The 19,983-nt window shown below is 56.7% G+C and carries 14 protein-coding genes; 6 read left to right on the forward strand and 8 right to left on the reverse strand.

Translation table 11 applies throughout. The features are described from left to right. Positions 1–3: 3 nt before the first annotated feature. The gene (locus ACVBEJ_RS01565) at positions 4–1,071 is read right to left on the reverse strand and encodes a quinone-dependent dihydroorotate dehydrogenase (RefSeq protein ID WP_447127829.1); all 1,068 of its coding nucleotides are present in this window, start codon (positions 1,069–1,071) and stop codon (positions 4–6) included. A 295-nt stretch (positions 1,072–1,366) separates the two neighbouring features. Beyond that, positions 1,367–6,199 carry an NAD-glutamate dehydrogenase gene (locus ACVBEJ_RS01570; protein WP_447127830.1) on the reverse strand — a complete coding sequence of 1,611 codons (4,833 nt, stop codon included), beginning with the start codon at positions 6,197–6,199 and terminating at the stop codon, positions 1,367–1,369. 247 nt (positions 6,200–6,446) lie between these two features. Between ACVBEJ_RS01570 and ACVBEJ_RS01575 the strand changes: the two genes are divergently transcribed. The 6 genes from ACVBEJ_RS01575 (at position 6,447) to ACVBEJ_RS01600 (ending at position 13,644) form a co-directional block, all read left to right on the forward strand. Continuing rightward, positions 6,447–7,445, forward strand: a complete 999-nt coding sequence (locus tag ACVBEJ_RS01575; protein ID WP_447127831.1) for an AAA family ATPase — start codon at positions 6,447–6,449, stop codon at positions 7,443–7,445. A gap of 99 nt (positions 7,446–7,544) precedes the next feature. Further along, positions 7,545–8,483, forward strand: coding sequence for a DUF58 domain-containing protein (locus ACVBEJ_RS01580; RefSeq protein WP_447127832.1), 939 nt, complete (start codon positions 7,545–7,547; stop codon positions 8,481–8,483). Then, positions 8,480–8,998, forward strand: a complete 519-nt coding sequence (locus ACVBEJ_RS01585) for a DUF4381 domain-containing protein (protein ID WP_447127833.1) — start codon at positions 8,480–8,482, stop codon at positions 8,996–8,998. Before ACVBEJ_RS01580 ends, ACVBEJ_RS01585 begins: the two co-directional genes overlap by 4 nt. Next, positions 8,991–9,998, forward strand: coding sequence for a VWA domain-containing protein (locus tag ACVBEJ_RS01590; protein ID WP_447127834.1), 1,008 nt, complete (start codon positions 8,991–8,993; stop codon positions 9,996–9,998). The genes ACVBEJ_RS01585 and ACVBEJ_RS01590 overlap by 8 nt, the downstream gene beginning before the upstream one ends. Then, a complete protein-coding gene (locus ACVBEJ_RS01595; RefSeq protein ID WP_447127835.1) occupies positions 9,991–11,826 on the forward strand; it encodes a vWA domain-containing protein in 1,836 nt (611 codons plus the stop codon). Before ACVBEJ_RS01590 ends, ACVBEJ_RS01595 begins: the two co-directional genes overlap by 8 nt. Positions 11,827–11,985: 159 nt before the next feature. Next, the gene (locus ACVBEJ_RS01600; protein ID WP_447127836.1) at positions 11,986–13,644 is read left to right on the forward strand and encodes a BatD family protein; all 1,659 of its coding nucleotides are present in this window, start codon (positions 11,986–11,988) and stop codon (positions 13,642–13,644) included. 222 nt (positions 13,645–13,866) lie between these two features. On the opposite strand, the gene ACVBEJ_RS01605 is transcribed toward ACVBEJ_RS01600, so the two are convergent. The 6 genes from ACVBEJ_RS01605 to msbA all read right to left on the reverse strand — a co-directional run bounded on the left by ACVBEJ_RS01605 (position 13,867) and on the right by msbA (position 19,970). After that, on the reverse strand, positions 13,867–14,493 hold the full coding sequence (locus tag ACVBEJ_RS01605) for an alpha-ketoglutarate-dependent dioxygenase AlkB family protein (RefSeq protein ID WP_447127837.1): 627 nt from the start codon (positions 14,491–14,493) through the stop codon (positions 13,867–13,869). 111 nt (positions 14,494–14,604) lie between these two features. After that, positions 14,605–15,630 (reverse strand): UDP-N-acetylmuramate dehydrogenase, encoded by a 1,026-nt coding sequence (murB, locus tag ACVBEJ_RS01610; RefSeq protein WP_447127838.1) that lies wholly within the window; start codon positions 15,628–15,630, stop codon positions 14,605–14,607. Between the two features lie 22 nt (positions 15,631–15,652). After that, positions 15,653–16,171: a low molecular weight protein-tyrosine-phosphatase gene (locus ACVBEJ_RS01615; protein ID WP_447127839.1), complete on the reverse strand. Its 519-nt coding sequence runs from the start codon at positions 16,169–16,171 to the stop codon at positions 15,653–15,655. Positions 16,172–16,191: 20 nt separating this feature from the next. Beyond that, positions 16,192–16,965, reverse strand: coding sequence for a 3-deoxy-manno-octulosonate cytidylyltransferase (gene kdsB, locus ACVBEJ_RS01620; protein WP_447127840.1), 774 nt, complete (start codon positions 16,963–16,965; stop codon positions 16,192–16,194). An 85-nt stretch (positions 16,966–17,050) separates the two neighbouring features. Then, on the reverse strand, positions 17,051–18,097 hold the full coding sequence (lpxK, locus tag ACVBEJ_RS01625) for a tetraacyldisaccharide 4'-kinase (RefSeq protein WP_447127841.1): 1,047 nt from the start codon (positions 18,095–18,097) through the stop codon (positions 17,051–17,053). Next, positions 18,087–19,970, reverse strand: a complete 1,884-nt coding sequence (msbA, locus tag ACVBEJ_RS01630; RefSeq protein WP_447127842.1) for a lipid A export permease/ATP-binding protein MsbA — start codon at positions 19,968–19,970, stop codon at positions 18,087–18,089. The genes lpxK and msbA overlap by 11 nt, the downstream gene beginning before the upstream one ends. Positions 19,971–19,983: the final 13 nt, after the last annotated feature.

The raw sequence follows: 19,983 nt of genomic DNA on the forward strand, positions 1-19,983 counted from the left end.
GCTTTACACTTTGGGCGATACGCCCTGACTAGAGCCTGCAACGAGGCTTTGGAAGCGGTTACAGGACGCGATTGCGTCCGCCGCTTCCCTTACCAATTTCGGCCCACGATAAATAAACCCGGTATACAGCTGCACCAGGCTGGCACCCGCCTCAATCTTTTCCACTGCGTCTTCACCACTGCCAATGCCACCCACACCAACAATGGGCAAAGCGCCGTCCAAAACTGTGTTGAGCCGTTCAATGACTTTGGTAGATTTTTCCCTGACCGGCGCACCGCTGAGGCCGCCAGCTTCTTCTGCCAATGGTGAATCCGCCACCGCTTCCCGGGAGATGGTGGTGTTGGTGGCGATCACACCATCGATTTTTTGCCGCACCAGTATCAGGGCGATATCATCGACACCCGCCTGGTCCAGGTCCGGGGCAATTTTCACTGCCAGGGGGACATAGCGACCGTATTGGTCTGCCAGCCGCGTCTGAGCCTGTTTCAAAGTGGCGAGCAGTTCGTTGAGTTGCTCACCGAACTGCAAGTCTCGCAAGCCCGGTGTGTTGGGAGAGGAGATATTCACGGTAATGTAGTCCGCGTGGGCATACACTTTTTCCATGCCGATCAGGTAATCGTCCGCTGCTTTTTCTACAGGGGTATCAAAGTTTTTGCCGATATTGATACCCAGTACCCCGGTAAAACGGCGGCATTTTACCCGTTCAACCAGGTGATCCACCCCCAGATTGTTAAAACCCAAACGGTTGATGATGGCGTTGTGTTCCGGCAGGCGAAACAGCCGTGGCTGGGGGTTGCCCGGCTGCGGCCGCGGGGTAACAGTGCCAATCTCTACAAAGCCAAAACCCAGGGTTCCCAGACCGTTGAAATAGTCGCCGTTTTTGTCCAGCCCGGCAGACAGCCCTACCGGGTTGGGAAAGTCGATACCCATAACATTGACCGGTGCCGACACCGGAGGCTTGGCCAACTTGCCCAACCCCAGGCGCTCGGCGCAACCAATGGAATCCAGCGCCAGTTCATGAGCGGTTTCAGCGGGTAAAAGAAATAAGGCTTTGCGAGCCAGATCGTACATTTAGTCGTCCTGATATGAATATGTCACCCTGGGCGCAGCGAAGGATCTCAGTTTTACCTGAATCCGTGACTTTAGAGTGGATGCAGAGCGTAAGATATTGGTTTCACGGCGGAATTAAAAAATCTTAGCTTCACCCGTCGGTTAAGTGGGTATTTTTTAAACCGCTGTGGAATCAAGAGCTTGCGTTATGCGCCGCTCTGGAGTCACGGATTCAGGTTTTAATAACCAATATCCTTCGCTGCACTCAGGATGACAATTATCGGATACTGCTGACTGTTACGTCGACAGTTTATTTTTACTCCGCCATCAATGCCTGGCGAGAAGCGGTGCTGCGGGACAAATCCTGCAGCTCACGTAAAGCCACAGAGTACATGGCAAAGTCCTGAGTGGTGGTGGAGCGCAATTCCTGCACGGTTTCCATCCAGCGATCCACCAGCTGCTCGTGCTTGTCGTGCCAGTCTCGAAGGATTTTCACAATGTCTTTCTGCTGGCCATACTCCTTCAATACCGCCTGGGTCAGTTCGCGGCGGTGGGTTTCCAGCTCATCCACAAAAGATTCGCGAGCGAAGTCTTTCCAGCGGTTTTCAGGCCGCAGGGAAACAATTTGATCGCCAAACCAGTCCAGGGACAGCTGATTGCCCATCAAGTGATAAAGCTCGATCACGTACTCCACCGGAATATTGTTATTGATGGACATTTCCGCCACACCCAGAGCGAAGTACAGGCTGTTGGAACTGGCGGCCAGTTCTGCGGCCTGCTGGCTGACACCGTTGCTGACCAGGTTGCTGTGCAGGGAATCCCATTTTTCCTTGTGATCACCCACCATGATTTTCGGCAGCACCTTGAGCACTTTTTCCATTTTCATGCGCATCTGCGGAACCAGTTTGGCCGGGTCCAGAGAACCGCGCCAGTTGCGCAGAATCCAGCGGGTAGCGCGGCGGCCGAGGCGCATGTAAATGGTGATCAGCTCCAATTGCAGTGCCGAGGACACTTTGTAATCCAGGGCTTCCAGGTCCGCCCACACCTGCGGCAGTTTAAAGATGTCGCGGACTATGGCGTAGGCTTTCAGCACCTCACCTGCGGTGGCGCCGGTGGACTCCACCTGCCGCATGTAGAAGGTCAGGCCCATGGTGTTGATCAATTCATTGGCCAGCTGGGTGGCAATAATTTCCCGCTTCAGGCTGTGCTGATGAATCTGCGGCAGGTATTTCTTGCGCATCTGCTGCGGAAACAGGCTCTCTACCGCCTGCGCCATGTAGTCGTTATCCGCCACATCCGAGTCAATCAGCGCCTCTTTCAACTCCACCTTGGCGTAGGAAATCAGGGTGGACAACTCCGGACGAACCAGCCCCTGGCCGCGACCGTCGCGCTCACCCATTTCCTCATCGCTGGGCAAAAATTCCAGAGCGCGATCCAGACGCCCCTTGGATTCCAACGTGGTGATAAAGCGCCAATACTCGGGAAGGTTGCTGTTGCAATGAAATTCGGCAACGCTGATGGCCTGGGTTTGCTGGTAGTTGTTATCCAGTACCAGGTCAGCAACGTCGTCGGTCATTTTCTCCAGGAAGACGTTGCGCTGTTTGGTGGTCAGGTCTTCCGTGGCCACCAGTTCGTTGAGCAGAATCTTGATGTTGACCTCGTGGTCGGAACAATCCACGCCACCGGCATTGTCGATAAAGTCGGTGTTACAGGCCCCGCCGTTCTGACAAAACTCAATGCGGCCCCGATGGGTCAGGCCCAGGTTGCCACCTTCGCCGAACACCCGGCAGCGCAGCTCTTTGCCGTTCACTCGCAGGCTGTCGTTGGCGCGATCACCCACTTGGTCGTGGCTTTCGTCACTGGCCTTCACGTAGGTGCCAATGCCGCCGTTCCAGATCATGTCCACTTCCGACTTGAGCAATTCGTGAATCAGCTCCGTGGGCGCCAGCTCGTCCGCTTCAATGGCGAAGGATTCCTTGATTTCCGGAGTCAGCACAATGGACTTGGCGCTGCGGTCAAACACCCCGCCGCCCTTGGAAATCAGCTTGCTGTTGAAGTCCGCCCAGGTGGAACGGGGGGTATCAAACAGGCGCTGGCGCTCCGGAAAGGTGGCCGCCGCATCCGGATTGGGATCGATAAAGATATGCAGGTGGTTAAACGCCACCTTGAGACGAATTTTGTCTGACAACAGCATGCCGTTGCCGAACACATCGCCACCCATATCGCCGATACCGATAACGGTAAATTCATCTTCCTGGGTATTGATGCCAATTTCCCGGAAGTGGCGCTGCACCGCTACCCAGGCACCGCGAGCGGTAATACCCATGCCTTTGTGGTCGTAGCCGTTGGAACCGCCGGAGGCAAACGCATCCCCCAGCCAGTGGCCGTATTCTTCGGATATTTCATTGGCAATATCCGAGAAGGTGGCGGTGCCTTTATCCGCCGCCACCACCAGGTATGGGTCGTCCTCGTCCCGGCGCACCACATCTTTGGGCGGCACAATATCGCCGCCAACAATGTTGTCGGTCACATCCAGCAGACCGCGAATAAAGGTCTGGTAGCAGGCAATGCCCTCTACCATAAATTCTTCACGGCCATTGGTTTTGTGCAAATTCTTGGCCACAAAACAGCCTTTGGAACCGGTGGGCACAATCACCGCGTTTTTTACCTGCTGGGCTTTTACCAGGCCCAGCACTTCGGTGCGGTAATCCTCCATACGGTCCGACCAACGCAAACCGCCGCGAGCCACCTTGCCACCGCGCAGGTGCACACCTTCCATGCGCGGGGAGTACACGTAGATTTCAAACTCTGGGCGCGGCTTGGGGGCCTCCTGCAACTGGCGAGTGGCCAGTTTGATGGCAATATAGGGCTTGTGGTTGCCGTCTTTGTCGCACTGGAAAAAGTTGGTACGCAAAGTGGCGTTAATCAGGTTCAGGTAGGTACGCAGCACCTTGTCTTCGTTGAGGTTGGACACCGCATCCAGGTCGGCGGCTATCTTTTTGCTAAGACGCGCGGCACGCTCCTCCCCTTCGTGACAGGGGTCGAAGTAGCTTTTGAACAGGGCCACCAGGTTGCGGGCCGTATCCAGGTGTTTGGACAGGGTGTCGGCAATAAAGCGCTGACCCAGACTGAAGCCCAATTGCTTCATATAGCGGCCGTACATACGCAACATCGCCACTGAACGCCAATCCAGGCGCGCGCCAATCACCAGGCGGTTAAAGAAGTCGTCGTCGGTTTCACCGGTCCAGATGGCGCGGAATGCCTCCTGGAAGTTGTTGCGTACCGACGGCACATCCACGCCAATACCCATGCGGAATTTCAGGGTAAAGTCCGACAGGTGCACTTCCCCCTTGCTGCTGTCGATAATGTAGGGATGCTCCCCCTGAACCTGGAAGCCAAGGTTTTCCAGCAGAGGCACCATGGACGACAGGTCCAGGGGCGTGTCCCGGTGGAACACCTTAAAGCGCATCACATCCTTGTCCACCGCCGGCGGCTGATAGAAGCTCATGGCGATTTTATTGTTATCGTCAATACTCTCCATCAGGCCGATATCCCCCAGCGCGGCGCGGGGGTCAAAATGCTCCTGATAAGGAATGGAAAAGCCATTGCTGTAAGCACGGCAGATACGCTGGCCTTCTTCTTCGCCGTAATGGTCGATCACCGCTTCGCGCAGGTCGTCGTTCCAATTGCGGGTAATCTGGATAATTTTCTGCTCTAAATCCGCCACATCCACGGACTTGTAGCGATCGCTGTCCACCCTGAAAATAAACTGGATGCGGGCCAGCACGGATTCCGACAGGTACGTGTAAAACTCCCGCTCGCTGGCGCCCAGCTGCTCGCTGAGCATGGCCTCGATGCGTTGGCGCACATTGGTGTTGTACAGGTCTCTGGGCACATACACCATGCAACTGACAAAACGCCCGTAAAAGTCGTGGCGCATAAAAAAGCGCACCTTGCGGCGCTCGTTAATCTGCCAGGTGCCGATAATGTTTTTGTAAAGCTCGTCGTCGGAGCTCTGAAACAGTTCATCGCGGGGGTGAACGTCCAGCAATTGCTGCAGGGCCTTGCCATCGTGACTGTTGGGCAGCAGGCCGGAACGCTCTATCACCCGCTTCACCTTGTTGCGCAGCACGGGAATCAGCGCCGGTTTCATGGTGTACACCGGTGAGGTAAACATACCCAGCAGACGCACTTCGCCCACGGGCTTGCCGCTCTTGTTGAGTTTTTTCACCACAATATAGTCGGCGTGAACATTGCGGTGCACCCGGGAACGCACTGACGAATAGGTAAAGCCCAGCAAGCCGTCGCGCTCGTAGAAATCCTTGACGCCGGGGTTGAGGGATTCCAGATCGGCACTGGTCTGCTTGGTGCCGTGCAGGCGGAAAAGTCCCAAACGCTGATCTTCCAGCTCGGTAACCAGCTGCTTGCCCTTGACGGTCTTGAGGCTGTATTCCGAACACCCCAGGAAGGTGTAATAGCCACCGTGCATCCACTTGAGCAGCTCAACCGCATCGTTGCGATCTTCGGCAGAAACGCCCTTCTTCAGTTCGGCAGTTTCCTCCACCAAACGCGCTACCCGATCCAGCATGGGCTGGAAGTCCTGAACCACCACTTTCACATCCGCCAGCACATCTTCCAGTCCGCCGGCCACCTCTTCCAGTTCCTCCTGAGAGGAATGCAAGTCGATCAGGAACATCATCAGAGCTTCCTGCTGGCTGCCCTTGGCATCGCCAAAGTCCACCGCCTTGCCCTTGGCATCCCGTTTCACCTTGGTGATGATGCTTTTGCTCTGGTGAATATTGATGCCGCGATTGTTCAGCTCAATGCGCAGGGAATCCACCAGGAAAGGCATGTCGTTCTTGAGCACATACACCACCGAGTGGGGGCTGAGCCAGCCATCTTCCTCAAGGGTGGGGTTGAACACGCGAATTTTTGGGCCTTCGCCGCTGTACTCCTGAATAAACTCCCAGGTAGACCCCACAAAACCCGACAAATCCTTTACCGGGGTGTTTTCGTATTCCGACTCCGGCAACAGACAAAACAGCTTGTGGGTAAAGGGCAGCAAATGCTCCATGTCGTAGTGGGCCTGGTCTTTTTTGACCTGATCTTCTACCTGCTGATAACGCTCGTGATCTTGAAATTTATTCACACCGTTCTCCTGATTATTGTCTGGCCTGAATGTGGTCCTCAGCTCGCACCGCTTGAAACCTTTTATCGGAACTTCTCCCTGCGCTGATGTTCTTTTAGAGGCTCCTCGACAAGACACTCCAAATCTCGCACCACAGCAGGGAATCGGGCTGGCGAGTGAATGCTTGGAAGTTTACAATCTTCCGCCCTCAGCCGCACTACCAAACATGGCGTGCGGGTTGTCAAAAAGTAACCAACGGTATAGTTAAATGGAATGCAAGCCCTCTTCTGGTTCACCAGACCTGCAACAGCCCTTGAGCGACCTGCGCCAGTGGCTCAACAGCCAGATTGTCGGCCAGAATCACCTCACCGGACGCCTGCTGATTGCACTGCTGGCGGATGGTCACCTGCTGGTGGAAGGGGCTCCCGGCCTTGCCAAGACCCGCGCCATCAAAACCCTGGCAGATGGTATTGAAGGCGACTTCCACCGCATCCAGTTCACCCCGGACCTGCTGCCTGCCGACATCACCGGCAGCGACATTTACCGACATCAGGAAGGCTCTTTCCAATTCCAGCCCGGCCCCATTTTTCACAACCTGGTACTGGCGGACGAAATCAACCGCGCCCCGGCCAAAGTGCAGTCCGCACTGTTGGAGGCCATGGCAGAACGGCAAATCAGCGTGGGCCGCAAAACCTATGCCCTGCCCAAACTGTTTCTGGTGATGGCCACCCAGAACCCCATCGAACAGGAAGGTACCTACCCGCTGCCAGAAGCGCAGATGGACCGTTTTCTGATGCACGTAATGGTGGATTACCCGGCTCCGGAAGCGGAGCGGGAAATTCTTCGCATCACCCGCGGCGAAGCGCTGGCGCAACAACAACCGCAGCCGCCGGTGGTCAGCGAAAGCAATCTGCTGCAAGCACGCCGCCAGGTAGCGGCATTACACATGTCGGAAGATGTGGAGGAATACCTGATACAACTGGTGCTGGCCACCCGCCGGCCGGATGCCTATTCGCAACAACAGGGCGCCGATATCGGCGACTGGCTGGAATACGGCGCCAGCCCCCGTGCCACCATCGCCCTCGACCGCTGCGCTCGCGCCCACGCCTGGCTGCAAGGCCGCGACTACGTCAGCCCCGACGATGTGCGCAGCGTCGCCCACGACGTACTGCGCCACCGCCTGATACTCAGCTTTGAAAGCGAAGCCAGGGGGATCGACGCGGATCAGGTGATTGATAAATTATTGGAAGTGGTGCCGTCGGCGTAGCTCCGTAGGTGAGGTTGTCGTGATGCTTGACTTTGGAGTTCTTTTTGAGGGGTCGCACGTCGTGCGACCGACTGATCAAACATCGCGGGCTACCACACCATGACCAAGCCCACTGCCAACCCCCAATTCGCCGCCGCCGTCGCCAATATCGACGCCCTGGTGCAATTGCGCCACGGAGTTGGCGAGTTGGCATTTTTCCCGCGCAAGATTGTCGGCAGCCAGTTGGCCGGGCAAGTGCGTTCGAGCTTTCGTGGCCGAGGTATGGACTTTGAGGAAGTGCGCCACTACCAGGCGGGGGACGATGTGCGCTCTATCGACTGGCGGGTAACCGCGCGCACCGAAACACCCCACACCAAGGTATTTCGCGAAGAACGCGAGCGCCCGGTACTGGTGGTCGCCGATCTGCGCCGTGCCATGTTGTTTGGCAGCAAGCGCCTCAAAGCCAGCGCGGTTTGCGAATTGGCGACAGCACTGGCCTGGGCCGGTGTCGGTAAAAACGACCGGGTGGGCGCCCTGCTATTTGGCCCCGGGCAGCAAATCACCCTGCGCCCCCGACGCAGCCACCACAACGTGCTGCAATTGATTCACGGCCTGCACAACCTCTGTTCACAACTGCCCGCTGCCGACCGCGACAAATTCAGCCTGGCCAAAATACTGGAAGAAGGCCGCCGCATCGCCCACCCGGGCACATCAGTGTTTGTGATCAGCGACTTTTACGATATGGACGACGCCAGCCGCGAACACCTGTACAGCCTCACCCGTCACTGCGACCTGACTCTCTGCCAGGTATTCGACCCGCTGGAACGTCAGCTGCCCCCGGCGGGCATCTACCCCATTATCAGCAACGGCGAGCGCCGCCTGATCAACAGCCGCAACCGGCAATTGCAACAGCGCTGCAGCGCCCTGTTTGACGAGCACCATCAACAACTGCAAAAGCTCAGCGCGCAATTGGGCATGGGGTTGCTGAAAGTCAGCACCGATGATTCTGTCGCGCAACTGCTTCGCAGCCACTACAGCAAACAGAGGCGGCGGGCATGAATACCGATCCCCTTGCCCAACTGAAAGACATCCATCTGCCGGAAGCTACCGGCTGGTGGCCCCTGGCACCGGGTTTGTGGGCGCTGCTGATCGCTGTGGTTTTATTGATTGCTTTCGGCCTGTGGCTTTGCTGGCGCTACTGGCAGCGCAACCGCTATCGCCGCCTGGCGCGGCGCGCGCTGGCGCAACAGTTCGCGGAATACCACAGCCATCAAAACCAGAGCACCCTGTGCCAACAGCTTGTCACCACCCTGCGTCGCTGCCTGCTGTCGTCCGGCAGCCCAAAACTCACCCTGGCCAGCAGCCAACCTACCACGCAGCTGTTGCAAGCCCGAAATCACAAAGGGCAACACTGCTTCAACCCGGAGTTGGTTGCCCAAATAGAGCAACAACTCTATGCCGCCGCACCTGTGGATATGAACTCAACCAGTGTCCAGGAAGTACAACGCAATGCTTTGCAATGGGTCAGCAGCATCAACGTTCTGCAATTCGGCGAGGTGCACAGCGATGGCTGATTCCGCCACACTGGTATGGCAATGGGGCTGGCTGCTGTGGTTGCTGCCCGCCCCCTGGTTGTATCGCGCCCTGCGCCCTGCCCAGGTCCGGCAAAGCGCCGCCCTGACGGTGCCGGTGTATCAACAATTGCTGCGGGCGGAAGCGGATACCCAGAGCTCTGAGCGCAGCAACCCCTGGGCCTGGTTGCTGTTGATGGTCGTCTGGCTCGGCTGTTTGCTGGCTGCCGCCCGCCCGGTGTGGGTTGGCGAAGAAATCGAACTGCCCACCAGCGGCCGGGATTTGCTGCTGGCGGTGGATATTTCCGAAAGCATGGCCGAACCGGATATGCCCCTGGGCCGGGATGTATTGCGACGTATTCTGGCGGCCAAAGCGGTGGTAGGCCAATTTGTAGAGCGCCGCAACGGTGACCGCCTGGGACTGATTCTGTTTGGCGGCCGGGCCTACCTGCAAGCACCCCTCACCTTCGACCGCTCCACCGTCAACCAACTGTTGCAGGAAGCGGAACTGGGCATGGCTGGCTCTGCCACGGCCATTGGTGACGCCATCGGGCTGGCGGTCAAGCAGCTCAAGGAACGCCCGGAAAATCATCGGGTATTGATTCTGCTCACCGACGGCTCCAATACCGACGGTACCCTGCAACCCATCGAGGCGGCGCAGGCGGCCGCACAATTAGGCATCAAAATCTACACGGTGGGCATTGGCGGCGGCCGCAGCGGTTGGTTTAGCCGCAATCAGGTGGACGAGAAAACCCTGCTGGAAATTGCCAACCTTACTGGCGGCCAGTTTTACCGCGCCAAAGATGTGCAACAGCTAAATACCATCTATCACCACCTGGACGAACTGGAACCGGTGGAACAGGAAGCGGAAACCCTGCGCCCCAGCAAAGCGCTGTTCCACTGGCCATTGAGCGTGGCGCTAGTAGCCGCTCTGCTGCTGTTGGCACAACGGCTATGGCTGGCGGGACCACTTGGCGGCAAAAGGAGAGGCAGTTATGGCTGAATGGCAGCAGATATTGACCGATTTCCACTGGCTGCGCCCCTGGTGGTTGCTGGCTCTGCCCTTTGGCATTTTGCTGTTGTGGCTGGGGCGCAATGGAGCCTCTGCGGGGGACTGGGGCAAAGTGATTGATCCGCGCTGGCTACCGCTGATGCTGGAATCCAGGGGGCAACCCACTGCCAAGCGGCGCTCATACTTGGGGCTGTGGATACTGGCACTGACCCTGGCTTGTCTGGCACTGGCGGGCCCCACCTGGCAACAACTGCCACAACCCCTGCACCGGGACCAGAGCGCCCTGGTGGTGATGCTGGATTTATCGCCATCCATGGCGGCCCAAGACATCAAGCCCGACCGCATCACCCGCGCCCGTTTCAAGTTGCAGGATATTCTGCAACAGCGCAACGAGGGGCAAACCGCACTGATTGTGTACGCTGGCAGCGCCCACCTGGTGACCCCCTTAACCGACGACAACGCCACCATTGCCTCACAGTTGGCAGTGTTAACCCCGGCGCTGCTCAGCGCACCCGGCAGCAATACCGAAGCCGCTTTCGATCTGGCCCTGAAGATACTGAAAAACAGCGGCGTCAGTGGCGGTGATTTACTGCTGATCAGCGATGGCGTAGCCGCCAGCGCGCGCACTTACATCCAGCAGCAACTGCGCGGCAGCGGCCTGCGCCTGTCCATTCTGGGAGTCGGCAGCGAACAGGGCGCCCCCATTCCACTGGCGGACGGCAGCTTCGCCAAAGACAGTGGCGGCAATATTGTTATGCCCACATTATCCCGTCAGCCACTGGCACAACTGGCACAAAACAACGGTGGCCAATACAGCGACCTCACCGCCGACAGCCGCGACCTGGAATTGTTGCTGGGCCACATCAACAGTGCTACCGGGTCACCGTTGGGACAGCAACGGCAACAACTGGAACGCACCTTCGACAGCTGGCACGACCAGGGCTACTGGCTGGCTCTGCTGTTGTTGCCCCTGGCGCTGTTGGCGTTTCGCAAAGGTCTGGTGGCCTGCCTGCTGCTCGCTCCGCTGTTGGGGTTAGTGTTGGGGTTAGTGCCCTCCACCTCCGTGCAAGCGGATGACAAACCGTCACTGCCGGAGCGCTTTTCACGGCAGTTGCCAGACTTTCTCAAAACACCGGATCAGCGTGGCCAGGACGCTTTTCGCAACCAGCAATACGAACAAGCAGCGGAACAATTCCGCTCCCCCCAATGGCGCGGCAGTGCCGCCTATCGTCAGGGGGATTACCGAACCGCGCTGGAGGCATTTCAGCAAGACAACAGCGCCGATGGCCTGTACAACCAGGGCAACGCACTGGCGCGCCTGGGTGAGTTGGACAAAGCCATTGATGCCTACAATCAAGCGCTGCAGAAAAACCCCCAGCATCAGAACGCCACTGCCAACAAAGCGTTATTGGAACAGCTCAAGCAGCAACAGCAACAAGAGCAGTCACAGGATTCAGGTTCACCTCAAGATAACCAGTCAGAAAACAGTGAGTCACAAAATGACGAATCCCAACAACAGGACGCTGAAAAAAACAATTCTGAGCAACAAAACAACAATGAGAGCGACCAGCAAAATCAGCAACAGCAACAGAATGAACAACAGAATGAACAACAAAGCACCGATGGCGAACCCAGTCAGCAGGATGACCAGCAACAACCAAGCCAAGGCACATCCCAGAAAAATAGCGACGAAGAAGCCGAGCGCGCCATGGAGCAGTTTTTACGCAAAGTGCCGGATAACCCCGGTGCCTTTTTAAAGGAAAAATTTCGCCGCCAGCAACAACGACAACAACCCCAACAACAACCGGAGCGGTGGTGAGACATTGAACGCCATCGCGAAGCCATACACCCCCGTCATTGCGGAGCCATGTATTCCAGTCATTGCGAGCGCAACGAAGCAATCTCCTGGTTTCGAAGCGCCTGGATGGAGATCGCCACGCTACGCTCGCGATGACAAATGTCAGGGTAACTACCAACAATGATTTTTCTATTACGCCTTTTGCTCACCACCACACTGGCCACGTTCGCCCTGCAATCAGCGGCCGCCACCGTCACCAGCTCTGTGGATCGCACCACCCTGAGCGCCAATGAAACCCTGCAATTAACCGTGATCTACCGGGGCGATGCGCCATCCGGGGAGCCTGATTTCTCTGCTCTCGACAGCAATTTTGAACGGCTATCCGCCCCCAGCCGCCAGCAAAACTACAGCTGGATCAACGGCAAGTCGGAATCCTCCCTGACCTGGAGCATTGACCTGCACCCCAAAACCAGCGGCACGCTGACCATTCCCGCCTTTGAAATCAATGGCGCAAGCAGTCGCCCGATCAGCGTCAATGTCAGACCTGCCGCCACCAAACCCGGCGAGCAAAACCCGGTGTTTCTCGATGTGGAGGCGGACAAAGACAGCCTGTACGTACAGGAACAATTGCTGCTCACTTACCGCCTCTACCACCAGGTGCCACTGGCCAATATCAAACCCGGCTGGGGAGATATTGCCAACAGCGAAGTATTGCAACTGGGCCACAGCGAATACCAGGCGACCCTGGATGGGCGCAACTACGAAGTGGTTGAATGGAAATTCGCGATTTTCCCCAACGCCAGTGGCACCCTGGACATCCCCCCATTTCGCATTAACGCTTACAGCCCCAGCAGCATTCGCTTCCGCAACGGCCGCCGTTTCAGCCAGTTCAGCAAGCCACTCAGCCTGCCCGTAAAACCCCAGCCCGCCAACAGCGGAAGATACTGGTTGCCCGCCAGCCGTGTAGAACTCACAGAACAGGCCATTGACCCCAACAAGGAATGGCGGGTTGGCGAACCACTGACCCGTAAGATTACCCTCACTGGCATGGGCACCACCTCTGCCCTGCTGCCGGAAATACCCCTGCCCGTCAGCGGCGACTTCCGTAGCTACCCGGATCAGCCGCAACTGGAACAGGCAGCGGGCAGCGACACCGTGGTAGCCAGCCGCACCGAATCCGTCGCCCTGGTGCCCAACAAAGCGGGCATCGTCACCCTGCCCGCCGTGGAAATGCAGTGGTGGAATACCCAAACACAACAACTGGAAACCGCCCGCCTGCCAGAGCGAACCCTGCAAGTGCTACCGGCGCAAACCAGCACTTACACACCCACCGCTGTGCAACCACAAACCGCACCAGCTATACCCGTCGAACAACAACCGGGCTGGCTCTTGAAATTATCCATGGCAATCAATTTCGCCCTGGCCATCATCGCCATCGTGTTGCTGCTGCAACTTCGCCAGCGAAAATCGCAGCCTGTTTCTGAAAACAAACCGGAAAGAACGCAACAATCCGGCGATGAAAAAGAACTGTTCACCATCGTAAGGCGCCACGCCAAGGCCGGTGATATCAAACAAACACGGGAAGCCATATTGCGCTGGGCACAGTGCTATTGGCCAAACCGGAATGCGATCACTTTGGATAAACTGGGGCAGCTTACCGGCGAGCCAGAATTGCACAAGCAACTGGTCGCTGTTGATCAGTCGCTTTATGGTGCAGGGGAAACAGAGGTGGACTTATTCTGGATTGCTACGCAGCTAAAACGTTTCCGGGCGCATGGTGGCAACACTCATGGACAGAAAAATACAGCTGGCTTGAAACCACTTTATCCGCAGCAATGACATTTTTATAACTATTAAACCGGCAACCTTATAGGTTGCGTTTAATAATGCGGCACAGGGATGTGCCGCCGCTGGCGCAACCAGCGCAAGCTCAATAAAATCAAGCACTTCCAAGCAAGTGCGTTACTTTCTTTTATGTGAAAGCTTTTATGTGAAAGTTATTGAGCGCGCAATACAAAAGGCAGGGCGCCTTTTGTATTGCCGGGTTAATAGCTTTGCTGATTACATTTCCGACCTTGAAACAATTTGGCGCAAGGTAATATTCACCCGTTGACCGGTGAGCCCTCTTTCCTTCGGTACCTGATGTTGCCACAATTTTTGGGTAGCACCTGCCATCACCAACAACGCCCCCGACGACAGCGGCAATTCAAAGCGCTCCTTACCCTGTTTTTGTTTTAGCTGAAAGCGCCGCTGTGCGCCTAAACTGACTGAGGCAATCACCGGTTCCGGGCCCAGCTCCGCTTCGTCGTCACTGTGCCAGGCAACGCTGTCGTTGCCATCGCGATAGAGGTTAAGCAGGGCGCTGTTGAATTGGTGATTTGCTGTGGCTTCTACCCGCTGGCGCAATTGCATCAGCTCTGGCGTCCAGGGGTTCAGTGGCAGACGGGTTCCGGAGTAGCCGTAGTTGGCACCGGCATCGCCGTACCAGGTGTTGAGCCGGGGGATGGGTAAGGTGCGCCCGGAAATGCGGATACGGCTCTGTTGCCAGGGGGTATTTTCCAGCAGTTGCGCAAACAGTTGATCGGATTCAGCAGCGGTTAAAAATTCGGGAAAGTAGTGCAGTGTGCATTGTTCGCCAGTGCCGGGTAAATGAATTTCTTGCGACAACTGGGAAAACAGATCTGACATTGGCACTCCGTTATGACAAGATCGCCGCGCTCGCTTCGCTCACTCGCGATGACGGAGGGCTTCAGTCGCTGGATTTTGGTGGATTACGCTGCGCTAATCCACCCTACAAAGCTACCGGGTCGGAAGTACCCGCGGCTCCATTTCCAGCTCAACACCAAAGTTGTTTTTTACAGATTCCATCACCTGCCCTGCCACAGCCAATAACTGCTCGCCGCTTGCCTCGCCGCAATTCACCATCACCAATGCCTGGCGGTGGTGGATGGCAATATCGCCAATGCGCCGCCCCTTCCAGCCGGCTTTTTCAATGAGCCAACCGGCGGCCAGTTTGCTGTTGCCATCGGGCAGTGGGTAAGCCACCAACTCGGGATATTGCTGTTTTAGCTGTTGTGCTTTTTCCCCGCTCACTACCGGGTTTTTAAAAAAACTGCCGGCGTTGGGTTCGCTGGCCGGGTCTGGCAATTTGCTGCGGCGAATCTGGCACACCAGTTCGCTGATTTTTTGCGGTGTTAATTGTTGTGCAGAAAGTTTTTCAGCCGCTTGCTGTAGAGCGGGATAATCCAATTTCAGGCTGGCCGTTTTCAACAGTTCCAGGGTCACAGAAACAATGGCAACGCGGTTTTTAAGGGCGTTTTTAAACACACTGTCGCGGTATCCAAACTGGCATTGCTGGCGGTCCAGGGTTGTGGATTCGCCGTTTTGCAAATCGACAATGTCTACCGACACCAGGCACTCGGCCAACTCCATTCCGTAAGCACCAATATTCTGCACCGGCGCGGCACCCACTGTGCCGGGAATAAGCGACAGATTTTCCAGCCCGTACCAGCCCTGTTGCAAGCAGTGTTGTACAAATTGATGCCAGTCTTCCCCCGCACCCACCTGTACCTGCACCGCTTGCTCTGTTTCTTCCAGCAGCTCTATACCGGCAATGGCCATCTGAATAACCAGACCGGGAATATCCCCCGCCAAAACCACATTGCTACCACCGCCCAGCAGGGTAACAGGCCAGTTGTTGGTGCTGGCAGTGGCCAGAGCCTGGTACAACTGTTCCTGGGTTTGCACCGCCATAAAGTGTTCGGCCATCGCAGGCAAGGCCAGGGTATTGTGGGGTTTCAGGTTGATGTTGTGACCGATATTCATAGATACGCTGGATAGGCTATCGTCAAGTCTGAGATCCTTCGCTGCGCTCAGGATGACGCCGCGTGGAAGGCACAGTGTGGAGTGAATAACGGCTGCAAATATCGTCGAGCAAGCCCGCAGCTGCCTGTTCCACCAAATCCAGCACCAGCTCGAAGCCATCATCACCACTGTAATAAGGGTCTGGCACTTCGCGGTATTCGCTGTTATCACCATAACTGAGAAACAGTTTGAAATCGCCGCCGTAATCCGCCGGCTTAAAAGACCGCATATTGGTCATATTGCTGTCGTCCATGCCGATGATGTAATCAAATTCGGCAAAATCCTCACTGCTGACCAGGCGCGCTCGCAATGGGCTGAGGTCGTAACCTCTGGTCAACGCTTTGCGCTGGGCGCGGGCATCTGGAGGATGGCCGATATGCCAATCCCCGGTACCGGCAGAATCCACCAAAATTTGCTCGCTGAGCCCGGCTTTGTCCACAAACTGCTGAAATACTCCATGAGCGGTTGGCGAGCGGCAGATATTGCCCAGGCAAACGAACAAAACTTTTACCGGCGTGCTTCTCACTGCCCTGCTGCCATTTGTTCAATCACTCGCTGCAGGTCTTGCGGGGTATCCACGCCACCGGGCACAGCGGCACAGGCCTCCGCCACATGAATACCCACGCCCTGCCACATAAAGCGCAGCTGTTCCAGGCATTCAATGGTTTCCAGGGGAGCCGCGGGCCAGACTACAAAACGGTTGAGCTGTTCTACCCGGTAGCCGTAAATACCAATATGGCGCATGGGTTTGAGCGCCTCAGGCAATGAACTTCCCAAACCGTTGTGCTCTATGGCGTGGTCGCGAGGCCAGGGAATGGGGGCGCGACTGAAGTACAGCGCCATACCCCTGTGGTTGGCCACTACCTTGACGATATTGGGGTTGGCAAAATCTGAGGCTGTTTCGATGGCTTCGCACAGGGTAGACACCCCCGCTCCGGTATTGCTCGCCAGGTTAGCAGCCACCTGATTAATCACCGCCGGGGGAATCAGGGGCTCGTCCCCCTGCACATTCACCACGATCTGTTCCGCTGCCAGTTGCAGCTGTGCAGCCACCTCCTGAAGGCGGTCGGTGCCGGAGGGATGGTCCGCCGAAGTCATGCACAGTTCACCACCAAACCCGCTAACCACATCGGCAATGCGCTGATCGTCTGTGGCCACGATCACCCGCTCGGCATCGCTGGCCTGAGCCTGACGATAGACACGCTCGATCATGGTTTGACCGGCAATATCCCGCAGCGGTTTACCCGGCAGGCGGGTGGAAGAATATCGGGCTGGAATTACGACTAAAAAACTCATTTATCAGTTACTTATAAAGTATTTTTAAAGTAAAAAATAGATAATAACGTAGCCCGGGTAGAGCGAAGCGGAACCCGGGAACTGCCTATTTGTGAACAGTTCGATCCCGGGTTTCGCTTTGCTTCACCCGGGCTACGACTTGTTCCAGCCACAGGTCTGGCATTTCAGCAACCACATCCAGAACCCAGGCATCAGTATCTTCGGTGACCAGCGAATGGCATTTCACCGCGTCTTTGGCTGTCATGATGATCGGCCTTTGCGGGGACAACTGCAAATCTTCCCCACGGTATTTGTGGTGATCTCCAAAAGCGTGCAGGTGAGGCACAAAACCCAGGTCTTTGAGGGTATCCACAAAACGCCGGGGGTTACCAATACCGGCCACCGCATTCACTTCCCGGCGATTGAAAGGCCAATCACGGATGGCAACCGGTGTTCTGTTATCGCCACCCAGAGGCCGCAGCTGAGGTAATGGCGCCACTGTCATGGTGGCGATCTTTAGCTCTTCAAGTTGCCTGGCTGTGGCTGATTGAGGCTCGCCATTAGACACCACAAAGTCCACCTCGGCGAGACGCTCAACCGGTTCTCGCAATGGCCCGGCAGGTAACTGGCGGCCATTGCCAAAGCCGCGAGCGCCATCGATTACGGCAATTTCCACATCTCTGGGCAGACGGTAGTGCTGCAGCCCGTCGTCGCTGATAATCAGGTTGCAATTGCTGTGGGTCAGAAGGTGTTCTGCAGCGCGGCGGCGATCCGGGTCCACCACTACCGGGCACTGGCAGTGGCTGGCAATCAGTACCGGCTCGTCGCCACCCTCGGCGGGGTCAGTTTGCTCAGACACCAAAAAGGGATAGCCCGGTGCGCGGCCACCGTAGCCACGGCTGATCACCCCGGGTCGGTAACCGGCTTTACGCAAGGCAGCCACCAAAGTGATTAGCAGGGGCGTTTTGCCGGTACCACCAACACTGATATTGCCCACCACAATCACCGCAACCGGTAGTGGCCGCTGGCTGGCCTGGGTTTGGTGAGAGCGGCGGCGGCAACGGGCAACAGCAGCAAACAGCGCTGCCAGTGGTGTCAGCAGTTTGCTGAGCCAGTCATCCCGGTACCAACTCTGTTCGAGCCTAGTCGCCATTGGCTGTGTCGAAGCCGCGCTGATAAAGCTGGGCGTAGCGACCTTTGGCGGCCAGCAGTTGTTCGTGGGTACCCTGCTCGACGATGCGCCCCGCCTCCATCACCAGAATGCGATCGGCGTTTTCGATGGTGGTCAGGCGGTGGGCAATCACAAAGGTAGTGCGGTTTTTCATCAATTGTTCTAGAGCCTGCTGGATTCGCCGTTCCGATTGGGTATCCAGGGCGGATGTGGCCTCGTCCAGTATGAGAATGGGCGAATCCTTGAGCAGTGCCCTGGCAATCACCAGGCGCTGACGCTGGCCGCCAGAAAGCAATCCGCCGCCATCCCCCACAACGGTATCCCAGCCGTTGGGGAGCTTTTCAATAAATTCCAGGGCATTGGCGGCCTCGGCAGCGGCCACAATCTTTTCCCTGGGCAGTTGCGCCAGTTCGCCATAGGCAATGTTGTTGTACACCGTATCGTTAAACAGGGTGATCTGCTGATTGACGAAGGAAATATGGCTGCGCAGGTTGGTGAGGCAGATATCATTGATATCAATACCGTCCAATTTCAGGCAGCCTTCCGTGTAATTGTAAAAACGTGGAATCAGGTTTACCAGTGTGCTCTTGCCACTGCCGGAGCTGCCTACCAGGGCGATGGTTTCACCGGCTTCCACCTCAAAGCTGATGTCGCTGAGCACCCGCCCGTCCCGCTGGTTGTAGGCAAAGCTGACACCATCAAAACTGAAATGGCCGGAGATGCTGTCCAGCTGGCAGCTGCCGATGTCCCGTTCTTCCTCCGCATCGATGGTTTCAAAAATCGACTGACCTGCCGCCAGGCCGCGCTGTACCGGTTCCATCACGCCGGTGAGTTTGCGCACCGGGCGAGTAATGGAGCCCGCCGCAAACAGGAAAACCACCAGCACCTTGACGTTCAAATCGGCGATAAAACCCGGCTCCAGCGCCCAGTAAATCAGTGCCCCCAGTGCAATGCTTATCAGCAGTTGAATCACCGGCGAGCTGAGCCCCTGCACCAGGCCCATCTTCACCACCTGGCGGCGGTTCATCTGGCTGGCTGCAAACATTCTGCCGCGCTCGTAGCGCTCGCCACCAAACAGCCGCATCACCCGGTAGCTGTTGACCAATTCCTGAGACACCTGGGTAACATCCCCCATGGCACCCTGTATGCGATGGCTGATCAGACGGAAACTTTTGCTCACCACCGTGACCACCAGGGCGATCACCGGCACCACCGCCAAAAACAGCAGTGTCAGCTGCCAGCTGTAGGTGATCATCAGCACCAGATAGAACAGTACCAGAGAGCTTTCGGTAACCACAGTTTTGATGGCGTTGGTCAGAGAATCACTCACCTGCGTTACCTGGTAGGTGAGCTTGGTGATCATATGGCCAGACATCTGGGTATCAAAGTAGGAAGCTGGCAGGCGGGTCATTTTGTTGAACAGTTCGGTGCGAAGATTGTGCACCAACATGGATGCAACATAGGCCATACCGTAGGTGCCCGCCAAAAAACCCAGGCCGCGAATCAGTGCCGCCACCACAAACATGGCGGGAATGGTGAACTGGGCATTGGCCATCAGGTCGGCGTAGCTGTCCTCCCCCCAAAAGCGAACAATGGCCTGTTCGATCACACCGGGCTTGTCGGTGGCCAGCATTGCGGCTTCGCCACTGAGTTCCACTTCACCGCCCAGTTGGGAAAGGTAATCCAGCAGAATTTTTAACAGATCCAGGAAGGCCGCATTCATGGCAGAGAACAGCATCAGTGCCAAACTGCTGAGCACAAAGATAAACCAGTAGGGCTTCACATAACCCAGCAAGCGGGCGTAGAGCTGGCGATCAGACGCGCTGGGGGGGGTGTCGATCTCGGTATTGGCCATTCAATTTCCGTCT

Source organism: Porticoccus sp. GXU_MW_L64, assembly GCF_052983295.1.